The sequence below is a fragment of the Candidatus Contubernalis alkalaceticus genome, from assembly GCF_022558445.1.
Lineage (GTDB): Bacteria > Bacillota > Dethiobacteria > SKNC01 > SKNC01 > Contubernalis > Contubernalis alkaliaceticus.
This window is the reverse complement of record NZ_CP054699.1, coordinates 2,795,133-2,815,936: the sequence shown is the minus strand read 5'-3', so window position 1 is coordinate 2,815,936 and position 20,804 is coordinate 2,795,133. Positions and strand designations below refer to the sequence as shown.

The window sequence follows — 20,804 nt, the reverse complement described above, 5'->3', positions numbered from 1 at the left end:
GGACAAACTCTAAAACAAGTTACCGCAGCTAAATGAAGGTAGACTTAACAAAGATTGACCAGATGATTGATAAGTACAGTAGTGAAGAAGACGTACCTTACATTTCTATTTTGCAGGACATCAACGATGAATACCGTTATCTGCCGGAAGAAGCTCTGCACCGGGTTTCAAAGAAGTTGGCAGTATCTATGAGCCAGCTTTACAGTCTCGCTACCTTCTACAAATGTTTTAGTTTAGTTCCCAAAGGGAAACATGAGGTTCAGGTGTGTATGGGGACCGCCTGTCACGTGAGAGGTGCTCCTCGAATCTTGGAGAAGGTATGCCAGGGATTTAAGGTAAGCCCAGGAAAGACTTCTGAGGATGGAGAGTTTTCCCTGGAGACGGTGAACTGTGTAGGTGCCTGTGCCTTGGGTCCTCTGGTAGTAATGGACGGCAAATATCATGGGAAGCTGACCCTAAATAAGATTGGTAAGCTTATGGGGGGATATCATGAAAAAGAAGATAACTAGTCCATGGGATTTAGAAATATTGAGAGAATCCATAAAGGAGAACAGGGTGTCAGGAAAGCCCTGTGTATCTGTCTGCTGTGGAACAGGATGTATGGCTTCCGGAGCTTTGGAAGTGTTATCCTCTTTTAAGTCTCTTTTGAAACAAAAGGGATTAGACTTCCAGTTGGATACAAAATTAACCGGTTGCCATGGTTTTTGTGAGCAGGGTCCCCTGGTAGTTATAACACCGGGTGATATTCTTTACTGTAGGGTTCAGGAAGAAGATGTTGAAGAAATTATTGAAAAGACTATTATTAAGGATGAAATAATTGAACGTCTTTCATATGTGGAGCCTGTTTCGGGAAAACAGATTATTAAAGAACATGACGTGCCTTTTTATAAAAAACAATACCGTCTTTTGATGGCTAACAATGGAAAGCTGGTGCCGACGGAGATTGAAGACTATATGGCTTTAGGGGGATACAGCGCTCTGAAAAAAGTGCTGGAAAACATGACTCCAAAGCAGGTTATTTCGGAAATCAAGACCTCCAACCTGAGAGGGCGGGGAGGCGGGGGATTTCCCACGGGGGTAAAATGGCAGTCCTGTTTTAATGCTCCGGGAGATCCCAAATATTTGATCTGCAATGCGGACGAAGGTGACCCCGGTTGTTTTCAGGATAGAAGTATTCTGGAGGGAAATCCTCATTCTGTTCTAGAGGGTATGATTATCGGGGCCTATGCCGTGGGAGCTAACCAGGGTTATATCTATGTCCGCAGGGAATATCCCCTGGCCATAGAAAATTTTGGACAGGCTATTGAACAGGCTAAAGAATATGGTCTGTTAGGTGAAGGTATTATGGGAATGGATTTCAATTTTAACGTTAAGATAAACCGGGGGGGAGGCGCTTTTGTTTGTGGTGAATCCAGTGCTTCCATTGCTTCTATTGAAGGAAAGGTGGGGGAACCCCGGGATAAGCATACCCATGCTACGGAAAAAGGGTTATGGGACAAACCTACTGTGCTCAATAACGTAAAAACCTGGGCTACGGTGCCCATTATTATGGAAAAGGGTGCGGAGTGGTTTGCTTCCATTGGCACGGAAAAAAGTAAAGGAACTATGATTTTTTCTTTGACGGGTAAAGTAAACAATACCGGTCTGGCGGAAGTGCCCATGGGGATGAGTTTAAGAGAGCTGGTTTTTGATATCGGCGGCGGAGTCCCCAATGGGAAGAAGCTAAAAGCCGTACAAACCGGGGGGCCTTCGGGAGGCTGCATACCTGAGAATCTATTAGACCTGCCGGTGGATTATGAAAAATTGTCGGAGGCCGGTTCTATGATGGGCTCCGGCGGTCTTATTGTTATGGATGAAGATACCTGTATGGTGGATGTGGCGAAGTATTTTTTAAGTTTTACCAAGGATGAGTCTTGTGGCAGCTGTTTTTCATGCCGAGAGGGAATTACCCGAATGCAGGAAATGATTGATGATATTACCCGGGGGAAGAGTTCTTTGGAACAGTTGGAGCTGCTGAAAGAATTGGCTCAGGTGGTGAAGGACACATCCATGTGTGGGTTGGGACAGACTTGTGGTAACCCCATTTTATCTACCATTCGCTATTTTGAAGAGGAGTATCTGGCACATATTGTGGAGAAGAAATGCCCTGCAGGGGTATGCCGGGATCTGATTAGTTTCAGTATTGATTCAGAACTTTGTACCGGATGCGGAAGGTGTTTGAAAAACTGTCCGGTGGAAGCAATACAGGGGGAGAAAAAAGAACCTCACGTAATCCTGGAAGACCAATGTACAAAATGCGGCATCTGCAGAGAAGTTTGCAAATTTGATGCCGTCATTAAAATATAAGAGGTGTCCACCATGATTAATATGAGTTTGAATGGAATAGATGTATCGGTAGAAAAAGGAACAACTCTGCTGGAGGCAGCCAGGTTTTATGGGATAGAGATCCCAACCCTATGTTATAACGAAGGATTAAGTCCCTATGGGGCCTGTAGATTATGTCTAGTTGAAATCGGTCCACCTGAGCGTTCCCGGTTGGTCTCTTCCTGTACGTATCGGGCCCGGGAAGGATTAATTGTAAGAACGGGGACTAAACGGGTGCTAAAAAGCATCAGGCTTTTGATCGAACTATATCTGGCCACCTGTCCCTCCTCAAAAGTAATTCAGGACTTGGCCTCAAAATATCATGTAACGTCGGTTCGTTTTCATCAGAAGCATGAGGATTGTATCCTCTGCGGCCTTTGTGTCCGTATGTGTGATGAACAGATGCAGGCCAATGCCATAGGATTTGTTCACCGGGGAGGAAACCGGCTGGTAGGTACTCCCTATAATAAGAAATCTGATGACTGTCGTTATTGCGGAGCATGTATGTATATCTGCCCCGCCTGTCAGGCCAGGTGTCAGGGACCTCAGGAGGAAAGCGGTGTGTGCAATGCCTGTTTGAATTTATCGCCCCCCTGTCTGGATAATTTCGATGCCATGATGTGTTATATGGATCCTTGTGTGGCCTGTGAACAGGGAATTGACAGAAAACCAAAGAAATAAAGCTTTCAGCCTTAAAAATATTGTAGAAACTATTGAATGAGAGGAGAATGACCATGAGTTTATCCAGATTGAATGCTTCGGCAGCAACTCTGACCAAAAATAGAACTGAAGGCTCTGTAAGTCCCTTCAGTGGTATGTGTACCACCTGTGTAGATGGCTGTGTGGGAATGTGTGAAATTGGAAAGTCGGCTTATCGGGGGCATGAAACCATTTATCCTCAGCCCTTTGGCATTATAACTACTGCTTCGGAGAAAGATTATCCGGTAGATTATTCGCATTTTTCCATCATGGGAACCACCGTGGGGGCTGTAGGAATTGAGGCGGACAGTGATAAGGCTATTTTCCCTGCTGCCACGCTTAAAACCAAAGTAGGAGTTAACGGCGGCATTAAACTGAAGCTGCCCATAGTGATTCCCGGAATAGGTTCTACCAACGTGGCCAAGGAAAACTGGGAAGGGTTGGCGGTTGGATCAGCCCTGGCCGGCACCATTTTGACTATCGGAGAAAATGTTGTAGGTATGGACGAAAAATCTGAATTTAAGGATGGACGAATCGTAAAGACTGTTGACCTGGAGCAGAGAATAAGGATGTTTCAGGATTGGCAGAGGGATGGCTACGGTGCTATTGTGCTTCAGGCTAATGTGGAGGACACACGGTTGGGAGTACAGGAGTTTGCCATTGAAAATCTGGGAGTAGAAGTGGTAGAGCTGAAATGGGGCCAGGGGGCTAAGGACATCGGGGGCGAAGTTAAAATAAAGAGCCTAAAAAAAGCTCAGATGCTGCAAAGACGAGGGTATATCGTCCTTCCGGATCCGGAAAACCCTGCTGTAATTAGTGCTTTTCAAAAGGGAGCCTTTAAAGAATTTGAGCGGCATTCCCGGGTAGGGATGGTTGAATTTGAGGCCTTTATGAAAAGGGTGGAAGAATTGAGAGCCGCCGGGGCCAAGCATATCACCTTAAAAACTGGAGCTTACCGTCCTGCTGACCTGGCAAGGGCTGTGAAGTTTGCCTCAGAAGCAAAATTGGATTATCTTACTGTGGATGGAGCCGGGGGCGGAACAGGGATGAGCCCCTGGAGGATGATGAACGAGTGGGGGGTACCTTTGGTAGAGCTTCATTCTCTTACCTATCAGCTTTGTAAGATGCTGGAGGATGAAGGAAAATTCGTGCCCGACATTTGTTTTGCCGGCGGGTTCACTTTTGAAGATCAGATGTATAAGGGTATTGCCCTGGGGGCTCCCTATGTAAAATTGATTGGTATGGCCAGGGCCCCTATTGCTGCGGCTATGGTAGGTAAGACCATTGGTAAAAAGATTAATGAGAATAAGCTTCCCGTTTATGTGGAGCGGTTTGGCGCCGATGTGGAGGAGATCTTTGTAACTGCCGCTGATCTTAAAGAAGAGCTGGGAGCTGAAACCTTTAAGAAGGTGTCTCCGGCAGCTTTGGGAGTATATACGTACTATCATCGATTAGAACAGGGCATGCAGCAGTTAATGTGCGGAAGCCGTAAATTTGCTCTGGAGTATATTACCCGGGATGATATCTGTTCATTGACCCGGGAGTCGGAAAATATTAGCGGTATTACCTATGTGATGGATATGGACAAAGAAGAAATTGCTAAAATAATGAAAGGGTAATATGGAACAGGGAATAAGAAAAAGAGATTCTCTCTCTCTCTCTCTCTCTCGAAAGTAAGGGTTAGAGATGGAAAATAATGATGTTACAGGATTTGAGTTTGGAGACTGCCTAAAAAAGGCGGTCTCTTTTTTGTGTCCAAATGAACATAACTATCATAGAATAAATATTACTAATTAACCATGGAAAGGGTTAAATGATAGTCATTGGAGGGGAATTTATTAGCATAATTTCATATAGCAAAAATTTATTTTAAATGGTGATATAATTATTGACGATTTCTGCGACGCCATGTATTATTATAATATGAAAACATGTTTTACATATTGGAAGGGAGAGGGAATATGACTTATTCAAGACCTAATGCTTCAGCGGCGACGCTGACCAAAAACCGTACTAAAGATTCAGTAAGTCCGTTTAGTGGATTATGTACTACTTGTATTGAGGGCTGCCCGGGATTGTGTGAAGTAGGAATGTCTTCTTTTCGGGGGCATGAGAATTTATACCCCCAACCTTTTGGGACGACGACGTCTGCCTCAGAGAAGGACTATCCTGTTGATTACTCACATTTCAATATCATGGGCACCGCGGTTGGTGCGCTGGGCATCGAAGCTGACAGCGACAAGGCAATTTTTCCAAATGTTAACCTGGAGACGAAAATAGGAACGGGAGATGGAGTAAAGGTAAAACTTCCCATTGTCATTCCGGGAATCGGGTCCACAGATATCGCCCATAATAATTGGGAAGGACTGGCTGTGGGCGCTGCTTTAACCGGAACCATCATTACGGTGGGTGAGAACGTGGCCGGAATGGATCCAGAAGCTGTATTTAAGGACAACAGAGTAGTAAGTACTGTTAATCTTAAATATCGGGTAGAATGTTTTAAAAACTGGCAGCGGGATGGATACGGCGCTGTAGTGGTACAGGAAAATGTGGAAGACAGCCGGTTGGGTATTTTAGAATATGTGATTAATGAACTGGGAGTAGAAACAGTAGAGCTTAAGTGGGGTCAGGGAGCCAAGGATATTGGCGGAGAGGTCAAAATCCGAAGCCTGGAAAAAGCTCAAATGTTAAAGCGGCGGGGTTACATCGTACTGCCGGACCCCGAAAACCCCAGAGTTATAGAAGATTTTAAAACCGGAGGGTTTAATGAGTTTGAAAGACATTCCAGAGTTGGAATGGTTAGCTTTGACGCTTTCATGAAGAGAGTTGAGCAGTTAAGAGCCGCCGGGGCTAAAAATATATTCCTGAAGACCGGGGCTTATCGTCCGGCGGATCTGGCCAGAGCTGTTAAGTATGCTTCCGAGGCTAAATTAGACCTTTTGACTATTGACGGGGCCGGTGGCGGTACTGGTATGAGCCCCTGGAGGATGATGAACGAGTGGGGAGTACCCATGGTTGAGCTTCATTCTCTGGCCTATGATTACTGCAAGAGATTGGAGTCTAAGGGGAAATATGTGCCTGACCTTGCTTTTGCCGGTGGATTTGCACTGGAAGATCAGATGTATAAAGGGTTAGCTTTGGGTGCTCCCTTTACTAAGATGATCGGCATGGCCAGGTCACCTCTGACCGCTGCAATGGTAGGTAAAACATTAGGGCAAAAAATCTCAGAGGGGAGCTTACCCTCTAGTGTAGCAAAATACGGTGATACTTTAGAAAGGGTGTTTGTATGCACCGCAGAACTAAAGGATGAGTTGGGAGCCGATACCTTCAATAAGATTCCTCCTGCAGCTTTGGGAGTATATACTTATTATCATCGCTTGGCTCAGGGGCTGCAGCAGCTTATGTGTGGAAGCCGTAAATTTGCCCTGGAACATTTGGATAGAAACGATATTTGTGCGTTGACCCGGGAATCATCGGAAGTAAGTGGGATCATTTATGTGATGGATCTGGATAAAAAAGAAGTAGACGATATATTGGATGCGTAACTACTTTGTTTAAAGAAATAATTGTTTGTTGTAAGGGGCTATCCCAAGATTTTAATTGGGTTTAGCTCCTTTTTTATATTTTTGGCTGTCCGCTTCCCTGTTGTAATTTGATAAGAAGATAGATGCCTGTTTAACTCATTTCTTTTTTCCTGCGGCTCAGTTGAATTTATTTCTTCAGATATATAACACTTTTAGTATCTGTCACATAAGATATATAAAATATATCAATGTAAAATAAAATTGTAATTCCTTAAGAAAGTATTTTAAGGAAGGAGGTAATTAATTTGGTATCCAAAAAGTATGTGGAGGAAGAAATTGTGGAAGATGTTTTTGAAGAAGATGAGAAATGGCCAAAAAAAGATAAAGTTTTAGATGATATTGAAGGCGAAAAAATGGTCAGAAGATTGTTAAACATTGTAGTCCGTCCTGGTGACTCCCTGTTTTTCTTTGCTCAGACCTTTGGGGTTAGTGTACATGAAATATTAGCTGTTAACCCCGGGATTACCAATCCTGATTTGATATTTCCCGGACAGATTGTTAGAATTCCGGCTCGTCCTTTAGTGGGTCCGGATCCGGGGTTCGCCCGGGCACAGTATCTGGTAAGGCCGGGAGATTCTTTATTTCTAATCGCTCAGATGTTTGGACTTACGGTAAATCTGTTAATACAGGAGAATCCTCAAATCGCCGACCCTAATCTCATTTTCCCCGGACAGGTGATAAATCTGACGGTAACACCGCCGCTGCCTCCCAAACCTCCCAAGGGTACAATACAAATTTATGTTAGTGTTGGAGAAACACTGTCCAGCATTGCCAGACGTACCGGTGTCTCTGTTCAGGCAATTATTGATGCCAACCCACAAATCAAGGATCCTAATTTGATATTCGTAGGACAGATTATTAATGTTCCTTTAAGCTAACCATAAAATAACCTCCCAGGATTTACTTTTAACGATTTCTTTTAAAAAGAAATCGTTTTTTTTATTTCACAACCTTTACATGGGTTGACATAAATAAGCTTGTTTTTTTTGTGCAAATATAATATTATAATGAACATAGCATGTACTTAATAAGTTGATTAAATTTCATATATAAATGTTGAATGAATTTCTCTCCAGAGGGGAGATAAGGGAAGCTGGTGCAATTCCAGCGCGATGCCGTCACTGTAAAGGCGAGGCTTTTTACATTTGCCACTGACAAGGACTTGTTTATTGTTGTCGGGAAGGCGTAAGCAGCTGATGAACCTAAAGCCAGGATACCTGTCAGTCAATTGTTTCCAAATACCCACGGTGCATGGGTTAAAGGAGTTACACTACTAAAAACCTTTATCCTTACGTCGATAAAGGTTATTTTTTTTAAGGAGCTGATTCACTTGGGCCGATATCATTTTAAAGGAAATCATATTGCTGGGGTAAATACTTGGGGGCGGGCCTGGGATACTCGGGCTAAAACTGCTGCTGCGTTACTTTTTGTTTTTGGAGTGGTCAGTTTAAATACTCCAGTACTGGTTTTAGCTGCTCTGTTTTTTGCATTGATTTCTGCACTACTTATGGGATTATCTTTTTCTTTCCTGATGAAAAAACTCTTACTATTGGTGCCTTTTTTAGCACTAATGTCTGTGCCCATTATTTTGGGGGGAGGGCTTCCCCCTGCAATGGACCGTTACTATTTTGCGGCGTTACTATCTCTGAAAGCCTTAGCCTCCATGACTGCTATGATTGTTATGCTGGTGACCCAGCCCATAGAAGAGTTTTTGGAAGGCTTATATCATTTAAAAGTGCCTTATATAATCATCACTGTTTTGTTTTTGGCTTATCGTTACACATTTTTATTTATGCAGGAGATTAAGAGTATTCAAAGGGCACTGGCCTCCCGGCTTTTTTCTGGTGGTATTCATATCAATGCTTTAAAAGTTTATGGAGAACTTTCGGGGGGGCTTTTTATAAAATCTGTGGACCGCTCTGAACATGTTTATAGAGCCATGTCCTCCCGTTGTTTTCAGGGGAAAATGCCCGTAAGCAGTCCTTCCCCTATTACCTCCATGGATATGATAAAAACTATAGTTACAGTGTTTGTAGTTGTATTTTTAATCGTTATAGAACAGGTGGTGTAATTAAATGAATGCTGTGGATATAACAGGCCTTACCTATAATTATGACGATGGTACTGAAGCCTTGAAAGAGATCCATTTGAAAATAGAAAAAAACAAAAAAACAGCGATACTGGGTTCTAATGGAAGCGGGAAGACCACTTTAATTTACCACTTAAACGGGATATTTTTGCCCCAACAGGGACAGATTACAGTAATGGGTTATCCCCTAAAAAAGGAGAATATATCTAAGATTAGACAAATGGTGGGACTTCTTTTTGATAATCCCGATAATCAGCTTTTTTCCACCACCGTATTTAATGATATTGCTTTCGGGCCAAGGAATTTAAAGCTTTCAGAAGAAGAGGTTTTATCTAGAACCTTAAGTGCCATGAAGAGAGTAAACATTGAAGTTTTAAAGGACAAACCCCCTTATAATTTAAGCCTGGGTCAAAAAAAGAAAGTGGCCATAGCGGGACTGTTGGCCATGGAACCGGAAATGATGGTTTGTGATGAGCCTTTTTCCGGCCTGGATCCTTATTCTACCGGTCAAATGGTGGAAATCTTAAACGATTTAAATTCAAAAGGAGCCACCTTGATTCTCAGCACCCATGATGTTAACCTGGCTTTTACCTGGGCTGATCAGGTGATTATTATGAAAGAGGGCAAAGTGTTGGCTGCGGGAGAAGTGGAATTGTTAACAGATCGGGAATTGATGCTTCAGGCATTTTTGGAAGTTCCCATGCTGGCGGAGATTTTTAAAGGCACTGGATTCAAACCCCGGAATGCAGAAGAAGCGGTAGATGTAATTAAGTTTTATATCCAAAAGGTTTAAAATTTTTAGTCCAACTTTAAAATCTTAAAAGGGAAATCTAAAGCTCAATTGATACTGATGTAAAACATGAAAAAGGTAATATAAAAAAGATTATTTTATATTATAATCTCAGGGGACATTTGAAAATGTATACTAAAATGTTTAAAATTTTTGAGTAGATAGAAAATTTAAATAATGCAATTCACTTGCAATTACACATAATTTATTGTATTATAGAAGTAAGATTTTTTAGCAGTGTTATGAAGGAAGTAAGTGTAAGTTTAATATATTAATTAATAATTGAATATATAAGGAAACGAGTTTTTGCGGAATTAAAAGGGAAGCTGGTGAGAGTCCAGCACGATCCCGTCACTGTGATGGTGAGCCTTTTACACATACAGCCACTGGCAGTAGAGGTAATCTTTTAACCTCTGCCGGGAAGGCGTAAAAGTGTGATGAACCTAAGTCAGGAGACCTGCTTGTTTTCTCTTTATTAAAGTACCCACGGTGTATGGGGGTAGTTTTTATTTTTATTGATGTTAAGACCTTTATACCCATTACGGGTATAAAGGTTTTTTTATTATGGTGAAAGATGGAATTTTTTAGGAGGTGGTTCTTTATTTAATAATTTACAGCACTATGATGATGGTATTATAGGCAATAATTATTATTTATTTAAAAAAGAAAGAGGGGATTTTTTAAAAAATGAAAAAATACTGTATATTGTTTGTCATCCTAATTAGTTTATTGGCTTTTGCCGGCTGTGGGGACGATCATGGTCATGACCATGGGGATTTACCATTTGAATGGAGTGGTGAATTTACTTTTGAATTGGGCGTTTATAACCTGGAATTTATGGAAAGCGGTGATCCCTCTTGCGATATAGCTTTTGTATTGAATGAAGGAGATATGGAGGATATTGCTCATCATGCTCATCATATTTTGGAAGAAGAGGATATAACAGAGATTCAGCCCGGAGGTGATTTTATAGCTCTGCCGGACTATGGTTATACCTTGGTTTTAAACCCCGATCAAACAACTATTACCTTTGAGATAACGGAAGCAGGGGAGTATGTAGTGTTTCTTGAGCATTTTCCCTCTGAGTTTGACTTGAAAGTGTTAGACAGCAGCGGAAATGAGCTTACGGCTAAAAACCCGGTTGAGTATGAAGACGACCACTAGGTGTTAGATAAGAAATTGATGAGATAAGGTAACAGTTTTAATGTCTTTTGCAATTTCCACATTACATTAATGCTTCTGTTTTATAAGTGGCAGTGATGTCTATACGTTTTAAGAGGAGGTAATGAAGTGCATTTAGCCGATGGTGTTTTAAGCTTGCCGGTAGCAGCAGCAGCATTTGCGGGCGCAGGAGTTCTGGTAGCTTATTCTCTTAAAGGGGTCCAGGAGGAAGAGATCCCTATGATAAGTTTGATGACCGGAGGTTTTTTTGCTCTTTCTTTGATAAGCATTCCTGTAGGGCCTTCAACTATCCATCCTGTACTGGGAGGGCTTTTGGGTATAATTTTAGGAAGGCGGGCTCCACTGGCATTCTTTGTGGGCCTGCTGCTCCAAGCTATATTATTCCAGCACGGGGGCCTTTCTACTCTGGGTGCCAATACTCTTATGCTGGCTTTGCCGGCACTGGTGGTTCATAAAATGTTTCAAAGTATTCAAAAACGTTCTGTTTTTTTGGGGGGAGCCCTGTCAGGAGGGGTGGCCATTGCAGGTACGCTGGTGCTGTTGATTTCATTTTTATTGTTAAGTGACCAGAGATTTGCCGATGGGTTTTTCTCTGTGGTAAACCTTTTAATTGCCGGTCATCTGCCTTTAATCTTGGTAGAGGGTTTGATTACAGGTTATGCTGTTAAGTTTTTATATAATTCCAGGCCTAGTATGCTTAAGATCCCTGGAGTATCTGTTACAAACAATTCATCAATCTAGGGACAGCACCGGGAGATAAAGGGGTGGTATTTGTTAATGCACAAAGGTTTTAAGAGGTTTTTGATTTCCTTTCTTTTAACTACATTAATGGTTTTTCTTCTCTCTGCGCCGGTATACGCCCATCGAATGATTGTGGAGCAGGTGGAGGAAGGTATAGTTAAGGTTATATATGACGGGGGACGAATCGCCAGAAGAGCCGAAGTTGTTGTGTATGATGACATAGGCATTGAAATTGCTAAGGGAAGCCTGGATGAAAACGGACATTTTCAGTATCCTTTAGACCGGGGAGATGTCCTGGTGGTAGCTGATGACGGTTTAGGACACAGGGCAGAATGGAAAACCGGTGATTCCCATGGTGAGTTACTCCCCAGGGCTGTAACAATAGCTTTAGTGTTACTGGGATTTGTGGCTGTTGCTGTTTTTTTCAATAATCGGGTAAAAAAGAAAGAGGATGCACGTAAGCAATTATAAAGTTATAATTAAAATAAGAGAGCCAGAGGAACTATAAAAGCCCCTGGCTTTTTTTGAATTTATCGTTTGAAAAAAGTTCATGCAAACAGTATAATTCTCGTATAAGAATTATATGATTACAGGAGGAAGATATTGAAAGTAGACATTATTTCTGGATTCTTGGGTTCTGGAAAAACTACATTAATTAAAAAGTTTTTAAAAGAGGAGTTCTATCAGGAAAAACTAGCTATAGTTGAGAACGAGTATGGGGAAGTAAGTATCGATGGTCCCGTTCTTCAACAGGGTTCCTATTATGTAAAAGAAATTATGTCTGGCTGTATTTGTTGTACTTTGGTGGGAGATTTCGTGGATTCTATGGAGAAAATTATAAAGGATTACAGCCCTCAACGGATAGTTATTGAACCTTCTGGAGTGGCCAAGCTGTCGGAAGTTATCAGCGCGGTAAAAAAGTTAGAATTAAAATACCAATTGGAAGTAAATTTGCTCATTGCTGTGGTAGATGTATTGAAGTATAAAATGTATTTACAAAATTTTGGTGAGTTCTACCGAGACCAAATTGGCAATGCCCGCATGGTGGTTTTGAGCAGAACCGGGCAGGTAAACTCAAAGGATTTGAAAGTTGTAGTAGACAGCATAAAAACTATAAACAACAGCGCTGGAATCGTCACTACACCATGGGAGCAGATTACTGCAGGAGACATAACTGCTGCAGCAGAACCACTGCAGGAAGAAAACATATTAAGTGCTGCTGACCTGGACAGGGTTTTTGGCATTTTGGGGGGAACTATTGAGGATTTTAAAAAACCGTCGGGCTCCAGGGTAAAACATACTGCCGATGAGGTATTTGATGTGTGGGGGGTGGAGACCCCGGTTATTTTCGAAAAATCAAAATTGATGGAAATATTGGATGCCCTGGATACCAGCCGGGAGTTTGGCACGATTTTAAGGGCTAAAGGGATCCTTCCTGTTAACGGAGGCTCTTGGGTTTTGTTTGATTTTGTTCCGGGAGAAAAAGGGATGCAGGATACCTCCTCCACTTATACCGGGCGTATTGCAGTAATTGGAAAGTCTCTGCAAAAAGAAAAATTAAAGCAGTTATTTCAAGTAGAAAGGTAAAAAAAATGTCTATACCGGTAGATATCATTACAGGGTTTTTAGGTTCAGGAAAAACTACTTTAATAAACCGGATGATTCACCACTGCCTTTCTCAGGGGGAGCGGGTGCTGCTTATCCAATATGAAGTGGGTGAGGGTACCATATGGGAGAGTTCTAAAGAACAGGCAGGACTGATAACTGAAAATTTGGCAGTGGGGGAAGAGGGGCCCAATGATAAAGACTTATATGAATTACTGGAAAAAAATAAACCCTCCAGGATAATAATAGAATATAATGGGATGTTACTGCTGGAGCCTTTGCTGCAGCAGCTGGAAAAAAAACCGCTGCGGAAAAATATTTATATTCATGGGATTGTTAATGTAGTTAATGCCTCTACCTTTGAAAGTTATGCTCTTAACCTGGGGAATATTTTCTTGGAACCCCTGGCTAAAAGCGGCTATATTGTGTTTACACATTTGGCAGGAGAAAACAAAAAAGAGTACTCCCGGATTAAAAAACAAGTAGAAAAATTAAATCGTAATGCAGAGTTATATTTAGTTCCCTCATGGGAAGATACAGGTGATTTTTCTGAATTAGATTATTTTAAGTCTGAGGAATTTGGTTTTCGTTTTACCGTGGACCATCTGGCTGCTTTTTTCATTCTTTATATTCCCTTTCTTCTATCATTTATTTCTATTTGGGCAGCTAATTCGGGGATGGACCAAGGGCTGCTGAGACAGTTACAGGCGTTTAATACTATATTTGTCAGTATTTTGGTGCAAGCTTTTCCTTTTTTGTTGGCAGGGGTATTAATTTCTGCACTTATTCAAATTTTTATTCCAGAATCTTTGATTCACAGAATTTTTTCTCAGAGAATTTATCTGGCCATGGGAGCAGCAGTGATTGCTGGAGTATTCTTTCCCGTTTGTGATTGTGCTATTATTCCGGTAATGCGGAGGTTGGTCCAGAAAGGGATCCCTCTGGCAGCAGCAGTTACCTTTTTGTTGGCTTCTCCCATTGTGGATCCCGTAGTAATTGCGTCAACATTTTATGCCTTTCCACTGCAGCCGCAGGTGGCACTATGGAGGATAATCTTAGGGATAACTATCGCTTTAGCTGTAGGTAGTGTGTTTTTACTGTTTCCATATCGGAAAAAATTGCTCTTGGAAGATCCCGGTATGGGGTACTGCCAGTGCGCTTACTGCAGTCAATATGGAGATAAAGAAAGCAGCCTGCTGAATAAAATTAAGGGAGTCATTTCCCACGCTGGCACCGAATTTTTTGATGTGGGGAAGTATTTAATAATTGGAGCAGCTTTTTCAACTTTTCTTCAAACCAATGTGTCCAGAGAGACCGTTTTACTCTTCAGCGGGACTAATTTGGGGTCTCTGTTGACTATGATGTCTTTTGCCTTTGTTCTTTCAATATGTTCAACTTCCGATGCTTTTATTGCCATGAATTTTGCCAATACATTTAACCTGTCTTCTGTTCTAGGTTTTATGGTTTTTGGAGCTATGCTGGATATTAAAAACCTTATGATGCTATTAAGCGGTTTTAGAAAAGCCTTTGTCATACGTTTGGTGGTGATTATAATAATTATTTCCTTTTGTGTCCTTTTAACTTTTAGTTTAATTATGGGAGGATAATGAAAAATGAATTTTTTTAAAAAACGTATTATAAATATTGAAGCACTGCTTAAAATTGTTGTTCTCCTGGGGTTTTTTATTTTTTTACTTACATCGATAAATTCAGGCCAGATTTATCTTTATATAAATCCTAAAATGGTTATTTATGTGAAGCTGGGCATGGTGGTTATGTTTATTGTTGCAGTGGTAACCTTTGGCGAAATCTTTAGAATACCCAGGAAGAAAACAAGCTTTACCACCTTTGCACTTTTTTTTCTTCCCTTAATTACATTGGCAGCTTTTTCGCCGGTTTCCATTCAGTCATCTGATCTTCCCGGCAGAGAAATAAATGTTGGCAGGTCTGAGAATCGGCAGGTACAAGAGGATGACTATGATGAGTATTTCGAAGATGATCAGCATGTTGTCCAAGATATAGAGTTAGATATAAAGGAGTGGGAAGAAATCCAGACAGAGGATAGTATTGTTTTAGATGATACAAATTATTACAGCTGGCTTTTTGTAATATACTATGAAATAGAAAAATATGTGGATAAAGAAATAGAATTGGTAGGATTTGTATATAGAGATGATACACATACAAAAAATGAATTTGTGGTGGCTCGCCTTGCCATGGTATGCTGTGCAGCAGATATGCAGGTGATTGGCCTTTTGGTTCGCGATGAAGAAGATTTACACCTGGAACAAGATACCTGGGTTAAAGTAAAAGGGATTTTAAAAAAAGATGAATTTATGGGAGATACTCTACCCATAGTTGAGCTGGTGAGTGTGGAGGAGGTGGAGAAACCACAATGGGAGTATATTTATCCTTTTCCCACAGAATAGGAATAAGTATCTTTTACGTAGACTATTTTGTGATATAATTTAGGTGCTGTATAATTTGACTGAAGGTGAATTTGATGAACTCAGATACTGCTCGTTCTATGTTACAAAAAAATGGGTTTAAGTGTACCCCTGGAAGAATAGCTCTAATTAAGCTTCTTTTGAAAACAAAACAACCGCTGTCACAGCAGGAAATTTCCAATCAATTATTGGAGATTGATTTTAATTTTGTAAGTGTTTACCGGTCCTTGAATGCTTTTTTGAAGGCAGGCATTGTCCACCGAGTGGAAACCGGTGACCGGATCTGGCGGTTTGCCCTGACGGATACTAAAAACGGGGAGGAACATCATCCACATTTTGTTTGTAAGTCCTGCGGCATCGTGGAATGTATAAAAGAAATGAAGATTCCAGAGCTTTCAGAGCTCAGGCCAGGTTACACTGTGGAGGAACAAGAAATATTTATTAGAGGCCTGTGTGATAAATGTGCCCGTTAATTAGTGGACTTGTAATATTTTAGAGTGTAAAGGGGAGAGCTTAAATAGTAAAAAAGTTTATTCGGCAAAATAATTTATTTTTTTTGAATTTGAAGGTGCGCATTTCTTTTTAAATGAAAATAGTATCCTTTTTTGTGTTGAAAAAATCAGTAAGTTACCACTTACTGATTTTTTTCTTTTTAGAAGAAGTAAAGGTAAGGTCATCCAACTATTTAAAAGCCATTTGAATTTGCAGATTAAAGTTTGACCAGAACCGGTAAAAGAGGGATTAGAAATATAATATTAAAAAAAAAGGGTTTTTAAAATAAATGTTGAAAAGTAATACGAAAATAAAATTAGTAGTACCCTGTTATTTGTGTTTATTTATTATCATTTTTTATAATCAGGCCATGAAGGTCAATATAGCGTGAGAGGAGGAAGAAGATTAGAAAAGAACCATTTGAGGTTTGGAAAGAGAAACGTAAGGCAGAAAATATTAGGAGGTTCAATTATGATTTTTTTTACCAGGAAGGTGTTTAAACCTATAGTAAAAAGTGTATTGTTCTGTTTATTAGCCCTTTTACTTGTCATGTTCAGCGCTGCAGGATGTCAAAAGGAAAGTGCCGAAGGGCCGGCAGATACTTCGGATCAAGATATCTCTCAAGAGGAACCGGAAAATAAGGAACCATTGGTGATACGTTTAGAAGGCGGGGACTGGGGTTATTCTTCCCCTTACACCCATTATTCCAGGGGCCCCGGAATTTTTAAAATGCGTCTGGTTTTTGATTCCCTGCTGGAAAAAGATGAAGAAGGATTCATCCCCTGGCTGGCCGAGAGCTGGGATATTGAAGATGATGGGAAAACCTATATTTTTAATCTGCGGCAGGGGGTGAAGTGGCATGATGGTACTGAGATGACTGCTGAGGATGTGGTCTTTTCCTTTAATTATTTCCAGGAACATCCTCCCGTATCTATTGGGAGTATTATGTCGGACAAAGGTTTTTTGATGGAAATGGAGGCGGTATCTCCTTATCAGGTTAAAATAACTACAGCGGAAGCCGATGCTACTTTTTTGGAGCAGGCGGGTACAGCACGGATTATTCCAAAGCATATCTGGGAAAATGTAGATAATCCCCAGGAGTATCTGGAACCAGAGGCTGTTGTGGGATGCGGCCCCTATATCCTGACTGATTATAACAAGGAGCATGGAACGTACCGTTTTGAGGCTTTTGAGGATTATTGGGGCCCTGAGCCTTTGGTGGATGTAATTGAATTTGTGCCGGTAAGTGACTCCATCTTAGCTTTTGAGAATAGAGAAATAGATCAGACCTCAGTAACTACTGATTTATTGTCAAGGTTTGAGAATGATCCAGAATTCAGTGTTGTAGAAAGCCCAGGATTTTGGGGGTATAGAATTATATTTAACATGGAAAACAATGAAATATTCCTTAACAAAGCAGTCAGGCAGGCATTTTCTTACGCTGTAGATTCTCAAGAACTTATAGACAAAATAGAAAGGGGTGCAGCTATACCTGGTAATCCCGGTATACTTTCCCGGCACCATGTAATGTATAATCCCAATGTTTCTGAATATGATTTTGACCCTGATAAGGCCAGAGAGCTTATTGAGCAGGAAAACTTAAATAACGATCTGTCATTTACACTGCTGGTGGGAGATGACGCTGAAGTACGTATTGGAGAATTATTAAAAGAGCAGTTTTCAAAAGCTGGAATTGAGATTAAAGTGGAGTCAGTGGATATGAAGTCCAGAGATTCCCGTATTGCAGAGGGACAATACCAGATAGCCCTGGTGGGACATGGGGGATGGGGTGGTGACCCTGACTATCTCCGAACTCGTTTTTCCAGCGAATTGAGCCACTGGTACAGTGGAACACCGGGTTATGTTAACGATGAGGTGGATAGGCTTCTTAGAGCACAGATTCAGGAGACTGATGCACAGAAAAGGAAAGATATGATTTTTGAGCTGCAGAAAATTTTGTCAGAGGATGTTCCAGAAATTCCTTTATACAACACCACCGGATATACTGTCTTTTCTCCGGACCATTACGATGGTTGGATGTTCATGTTTGACCATCACGCTTTGAGCCACAGCAAGCTGTCATATCTTACAAGAGAATAGGCTCCAGGAAAAATAGTGAATTGTCAAGGGGGCGGTTCTTCCGACAACCAAGGTTATGCTATTTTATGGATTGTCAGGAGAACTGTCCCCTTGACAACTTAAGACCCCAACCTCCAAGCGTTAGCGTAAATGGGGCTTTTAATCAGTTGGAGTAGAGTCTCCACCTGATTCCCCGATTTTTTTAGCTTGCTGAAACGAGTTTACTTTACGGGGACTTGTCTGGAGACTTGTTTTTGGGAGTATTTATGGATTAATACAGGTTTTTTTTCTGAGAACCTGAGAAGCAGTGCTGAATTTACCACTACCAGGATTGACCCGATGTTGTGGGTGATGGCGCCGGTTACGGGGTTTAGCAGACCGCTGCCTGAGGCAATCAGGGCTAACAGGTTAAAGAACAGGGCAAAGAAGATGTTATAATGTATGGTTTTGACTGTTTGTTTTCCCAAAAGAAACAGAAAGGGTAGTTTGGTCAAATCATCTCCCATTAAAGCGATGTCTGCAGACTCAATGGCAGCATCGGTTCCCATTACTCCCATAGCGATTCCTACGTTGGCGGTGACCAGGGAGGGGGCATCATTTACTCCATCTCCCACCATGGCTACCTGGGCGTTTTTTTCTTGAATATTCCTTAGAAAAACCAATTTATCCTCCGGCAGCATATCCCCCATGAAATTTATAATTCCTGCTTTCTCAGCCGTTGTACAGACAGCCTGCTGCCGGTCTCCGGACAGCATATATATTTGACTAATTTCTGTTTTCTTAAGGGAATTTATTACTGCAGGAACCTCTGGACGCAGTTCTTCCCGCAGGTGAATAAATCCCAGCAGAGAATCATTTTCTTTCACGGATAGAATTTTCTCTAAGTCCATTATTTCAAAATATTGTTCTGTTAACAGGTTTAATTCCTCTGGCGTGGGGGAACCAACAAAAATTTTATGACTCTCTACCTGCGCTTCGATCCCTGCTCCTGGAAGGTTTATTATGTTTTCGGCTTTGTGCAGTGTTAGATTTCTTTTTTTTGCTGAAGCTGTCACAGCTTTGGCCAGGGGATGAAGGGAACATTTTTCCACGGCGGCGGCCCGGGAAAGAAGATGCTCCTTTGATATCCCCGGCACTGGTGTGATGGCTGTTACAACAGGCCTGCCGGTAGTCAGGGTCCCGGTTTTATCGAATATTAGGGTATCTACCCGAGATACTTCCTCCAGGATATCCCCTCCCTTAATCAGCACCCCTTTCTTTGAGGCATTTCCCAAAGCAGAAACAATAGCAGTGGGAGAAGCCAGGATAAAAGCACAGGGACACCCCACAATCAGTACGGTGATTGAACGGTGAAAATCTCCGGTAAAAAGATATACTGTCAGGCTAATGGCCAGTATTACCGGAGTAAAATACCGGGCATACCTGTCCGCTGTCCTTACGATAGGAGCCCTCTGTTCTTCCGCCTTCTGGACCAGTCGAACCATATTCCCCAGAGCAGTATTTTCTCCTATAGTTTGGGTTTTAATCTCCAGCAGGCCTGAGTGAACTATCGTTCCGGCAAAAACTTCATCTCCGGGGTTTTTTTCTACAGGCATGGATTCCCCTGTAAGGGAGGCTTGGTCCAGCAAGGCGTTTCCCTGTGCCACTAAGCCGTCTACGGGAACTTTATCCCCAACCCTTACAATCACAATGTCCCCGGGAGTAAGCTCTTTTATGGATATGGAAATCTCTTCTTTACCCCGGAGCAGGCTGGCCTTTTCTGGTTTAAGCTCCATCAGGGATAGGATAGCCGAACGGGCCTTTTGGGAAGTAAACTGTTCCACCAGTGAGCCCAGCACCATGATAAGTGCCACTATGGCAGCTGCCTGGTATTCTCCGGCCAAAACTGAAGCGATGATGGCCAGGCTGACCAGTTCATCCACATTAACCTCTTTTCGAAGAAGGCCCCGAACAGCTTCAACAATAATGGGGCCGCCCAGGAGGGTGACGGCAGAAAGGGCTAGCAGATTAGCCAAAGGGAAGGTTGTTTTAATGTCCCCCAATAAAAATGAGAGTATTATTAACAACAGCCCTAATGAAATTGTATAAAACTCTTTTTTTTGCAGCAGTTCTTTATATTTTTTTACCTCAGTATACCTTCCGATCATAAGTTCTGAACACTTCCTTTCTAATCTAGTTACGGATTAAATCTGATTGCTGTCAAGTGTTAAGAGCATGTGCTAAGGGGACGGTTCTTCTGACAATCCCCCTCTTTGGCACCCTTAAAAGACCTCCCGGTTTATTTTTTTTAACATGTCCAACAGTAAAGAACTCTCTTCATCGGAAAGTGTAGAAATCATCTGTTCTGTCAAGCTGAGGTGATAACGGTGGTGTTCTTCAAAAGCCTTTGTTCCCTTATCGGTCAGACTGATGAGGTTTACCCTCCGGTCCTCCTTAATGGATTCCCTGCGGGCATAACCCCGGGTTTCCAACCGGTCTACGGTAACAGTGGTGGTTCCGGTGGTGACGCCTAGTTTTTGGGACAGCTGTTTCATGTTCATTTTTCCGTATTGTCCCAGTATTTCTATGGCATGGGCTTCGGAAACTGTTAAATCACTGGAACGAATTACAGAGCTTTCCCAGGAAGCGAAACCGTTAAAAAAACAGAGCAGTTCATCGGTAAGCTGTTCTAAATCTTTCATGGCAATCTCCTTTGAATATAATATAGTAAGATATTAATATTGTTTGAGATT

At 41.6% G+C, this 20,804-nt stretch carries 18 protein-coding genes and 2 riboswitches; of the genes, 16 read left to right on the top strand and 2 right to left on the bottom strand.

Annotation, left to right across the window (positions count from 1 at the left end):
* Positions 1-32 precede the first annotated feature (32 nt).
* The 16 genes from HUE98_RS14065 (at position 33) to HUE98_RS13990 (ending at position 18,093) form a co-directional block, all read left to right on the top strand.
* On the top strand, positions 33-509 hold the full coding sequence (locus tag HUE98_RS14065; protein WP_241421249.1) for an NADH-quinone oxidoreductase subunit NuoE family protein: 477 nt from the start codon (positions 33-35) through the stop codon (positions 507-509).
* On the top strand, positions 490-2,346 hold the full coding sequence (locus HUE98_RS14060) for an NADH-ubiquinone oxidoreductase-F iron-sulfur binding region domain-containing protein (protein ID WP_241421248.1): 1,857 nt from the start codon (positions 490-492) through the stop codon (positions 2,344-2,346). The genes HUE98_RS14065 and HUE98_RS14060 overlap by 20 nt, the downstream gene beginning before the upstream one ends.
* A 12-nt stretch (positions 2,347-2,358) precedes the next feature.
* Complete coding sequence (locus tag HUE98_RS14055) at positions 2,359-3,045, top strand: 2Fe-2S iron-sulfur cluster-binding protein (RefSeq protein ID WP_241421247.1); 687 nt, start codon at positions 2,359-2,361, stop codon at positions 3,043-3,045.
* 53 nt (positions 3,046-3,098) lie between these two features.
* A complete protein-coding gene (locus tag HUE98_RS14050) occupies positions 3,099-4,682 on the top strand; it encodes an FMN-binding glutamate synthase family protein (protein WP_241421246.1) in 1,584 nt (527 codons plus the stop codon).
* 342 nt (positions 4,683-5,024) lie between these two features.
* Positions 5,025-6,608: an FMN-binding glutamate synthase family protein gene (locus tag HUE98_RS14045; RefSeq protein ID WP_241421245.1), complete on the top strand. Its 1,584-nt coding sequence runs from the start codon at positions 5,025-5,027 to the stop codon at positions 6,606-6,608.
* A gap of 284 nt (positions 6,609-6,892) precedes the next feature.
* Complete coding sequence (locus HUE98_RS14040) at positions 6,893-7,525, top strand: LysM peptidoglycan-binding domain-containing protein (protein ID WP_241421244.1); 633 nt, start codon at positions 6,893-6,895, stop codon at positions 7,523-7,525.
* 166 nt (positions 7,526-7,691) lie between these two features.
* Positions 7,692-7,886: riboswitch (cobalamin riboswitch) on the top strand.
* Positions 7,887-7,977: 91 nt separating this feature from the next.
* Positions 7,978-8,718 carry an energy-coupling factor transporter transmembrane component T family protein gene (locus HUE98_RS14035; RefSeq protein WP_241421243.1) on the top strand — a complete coding sequence of 247 codons (741 nt, stop codon included), beginning with the start codon at positions 7,978-7,980 and terminating at the stop codon, positions 8,716-8,718.
* Positions 8,719-8,722: 4 nt separating this feature from the next.
* Positions 8,723-9,529, top strand: coding sequence for an ATP-binding cassette domain-containing protein (locus HUE98_RS14030; protein ID WP_241421242.1), 807 nt, complete (start codon positions 8,723-8,725; stop codon positions 9,527-9,529).
* A 280-nt stretch (positions 9,530-9,809) separates the two neighbouring features.
* Positions 9,810-10,005: riboswitch (cobalamin riboswitch) on the top strand.
* 208 nt (positions 10,006-10,213) lie between these two features.
* Complete coding sequence (locus HUE98_RS14025; protein ID WP_241421241.1) at positions 10,214-10,690, top strand: hypothetical protein; 477 nt, start codon at positions 10,214-10,216, stop codon at positions 10,688-10,690.
* 126 nt (positions 10,691-10,816) lie between these two features.
* Positions 10,817-11,449: a CbiM family transporter gene (locus tag HUE98_RS14020; protein ID WP_241421240.1), complete on the top strand. Its 633-nt coding sequence runs from the start codon at positions 10,817-10,819 to the stop codon at positions 11,447-11,449.
* A gap of 36 nt (positions 11,450-11,485) precedes the next feature.
* Complete coding sequence (locus HUE98_RS14015) at positions 11,486-11,920, top strand: hypothetical protein (protein ID WP_241421239.1); 435 nt, start codon at positions 11,486-11,488, stop codon at positions 11,918-11,920.
* Between the two features lie 132 nt (positions 11,921-12,052).
* Positions 12,053-13,036, top strand: coding sequence for a CobW family GTP-binding protein (locus HUE98_RS14010; RefSeq protein WP_241421238.1), 984 nt, complete (start codon positions 12,053-12,055; stop codon positions 13,034-13,036).
* Positions 13,037-13,041: 5 nt separating this feature from the next.
* Positions 13,042-14,661 carry a permease gene (locus HUE98_RS14005; protein ID WP_241421237.1) on the top strand — a complete coding sequence of 540 codons (1,620 nt, stop codon included), beginning with the start codon at positions 13,042-13,044 and terminating at the stop codon, positions 14,659-14,661.
* A 6-nt stretch (positions 14,662-14,667) separates the two neighbouring features.
* Positions 14,668-15,483, top strand: a complete 816-nt coding sequence (locus HUE98_RS14000; protein ID WP_241421236.1) for a TIGR03943 family putative permease subunit — start codon at positions 14,668-14,670, stop codon at positions 15,481-15,483.
* A gap of 74 nt (positions 15,484-15,557) precedes the next feature.
* Entirely contained in the window at positions 15,558-15,974 is a 417-nt protein-coding gene (locus HUE98_RS13995; RefSeq protein WP_241421235.1) for a Fur family transcriptional regulator, read from the top strand.
* A gap of 490 nt (positions 15,975-16,464) precedes the next feature.
* Entirely contained in the window at positions 16,465-18,093 is a 1,629-nt protein-coding gene (locus tag HUE98_RS13990) for an ABC transporter substrate-binding protein (protein WP_241421234.1), read from the top strand.
* A 200-nt stretch (positions 18,094-18,293) separates the two neighbouring features.
* Here HUE98_RS13990 and HUE98_RS13985 read toward each other — a convergent pair whose 3' ends face one another.
* Both HUE98_RS13985 and HUE98_RS13980 read right to left on the bottom strand, forming a co-directional pair.
* Entirely contained in the window at positions 18,294-20,219 is a 1,926-nt protein-coding gene (locus HUE98_RS13985) for a heavy metal translocating P-type ATPase (protein WP_241421233.1), read from the bottom strand.
* A 114-nt stretch (positions 20,220-20,333) separates the two neighbouring features.
* Entirely contained in the window at positions 20,334-20,753 is a 420-nt protein-coding gene (locus HUE98_RS13980) for a MarR family winged helix-turn-helix transcriptional regulator (protein ID WP_241421232.1), read from the bottom strand.
* Between the last annotated feature and the right edge of the window lie 51 nt (positions 20,754-20,804).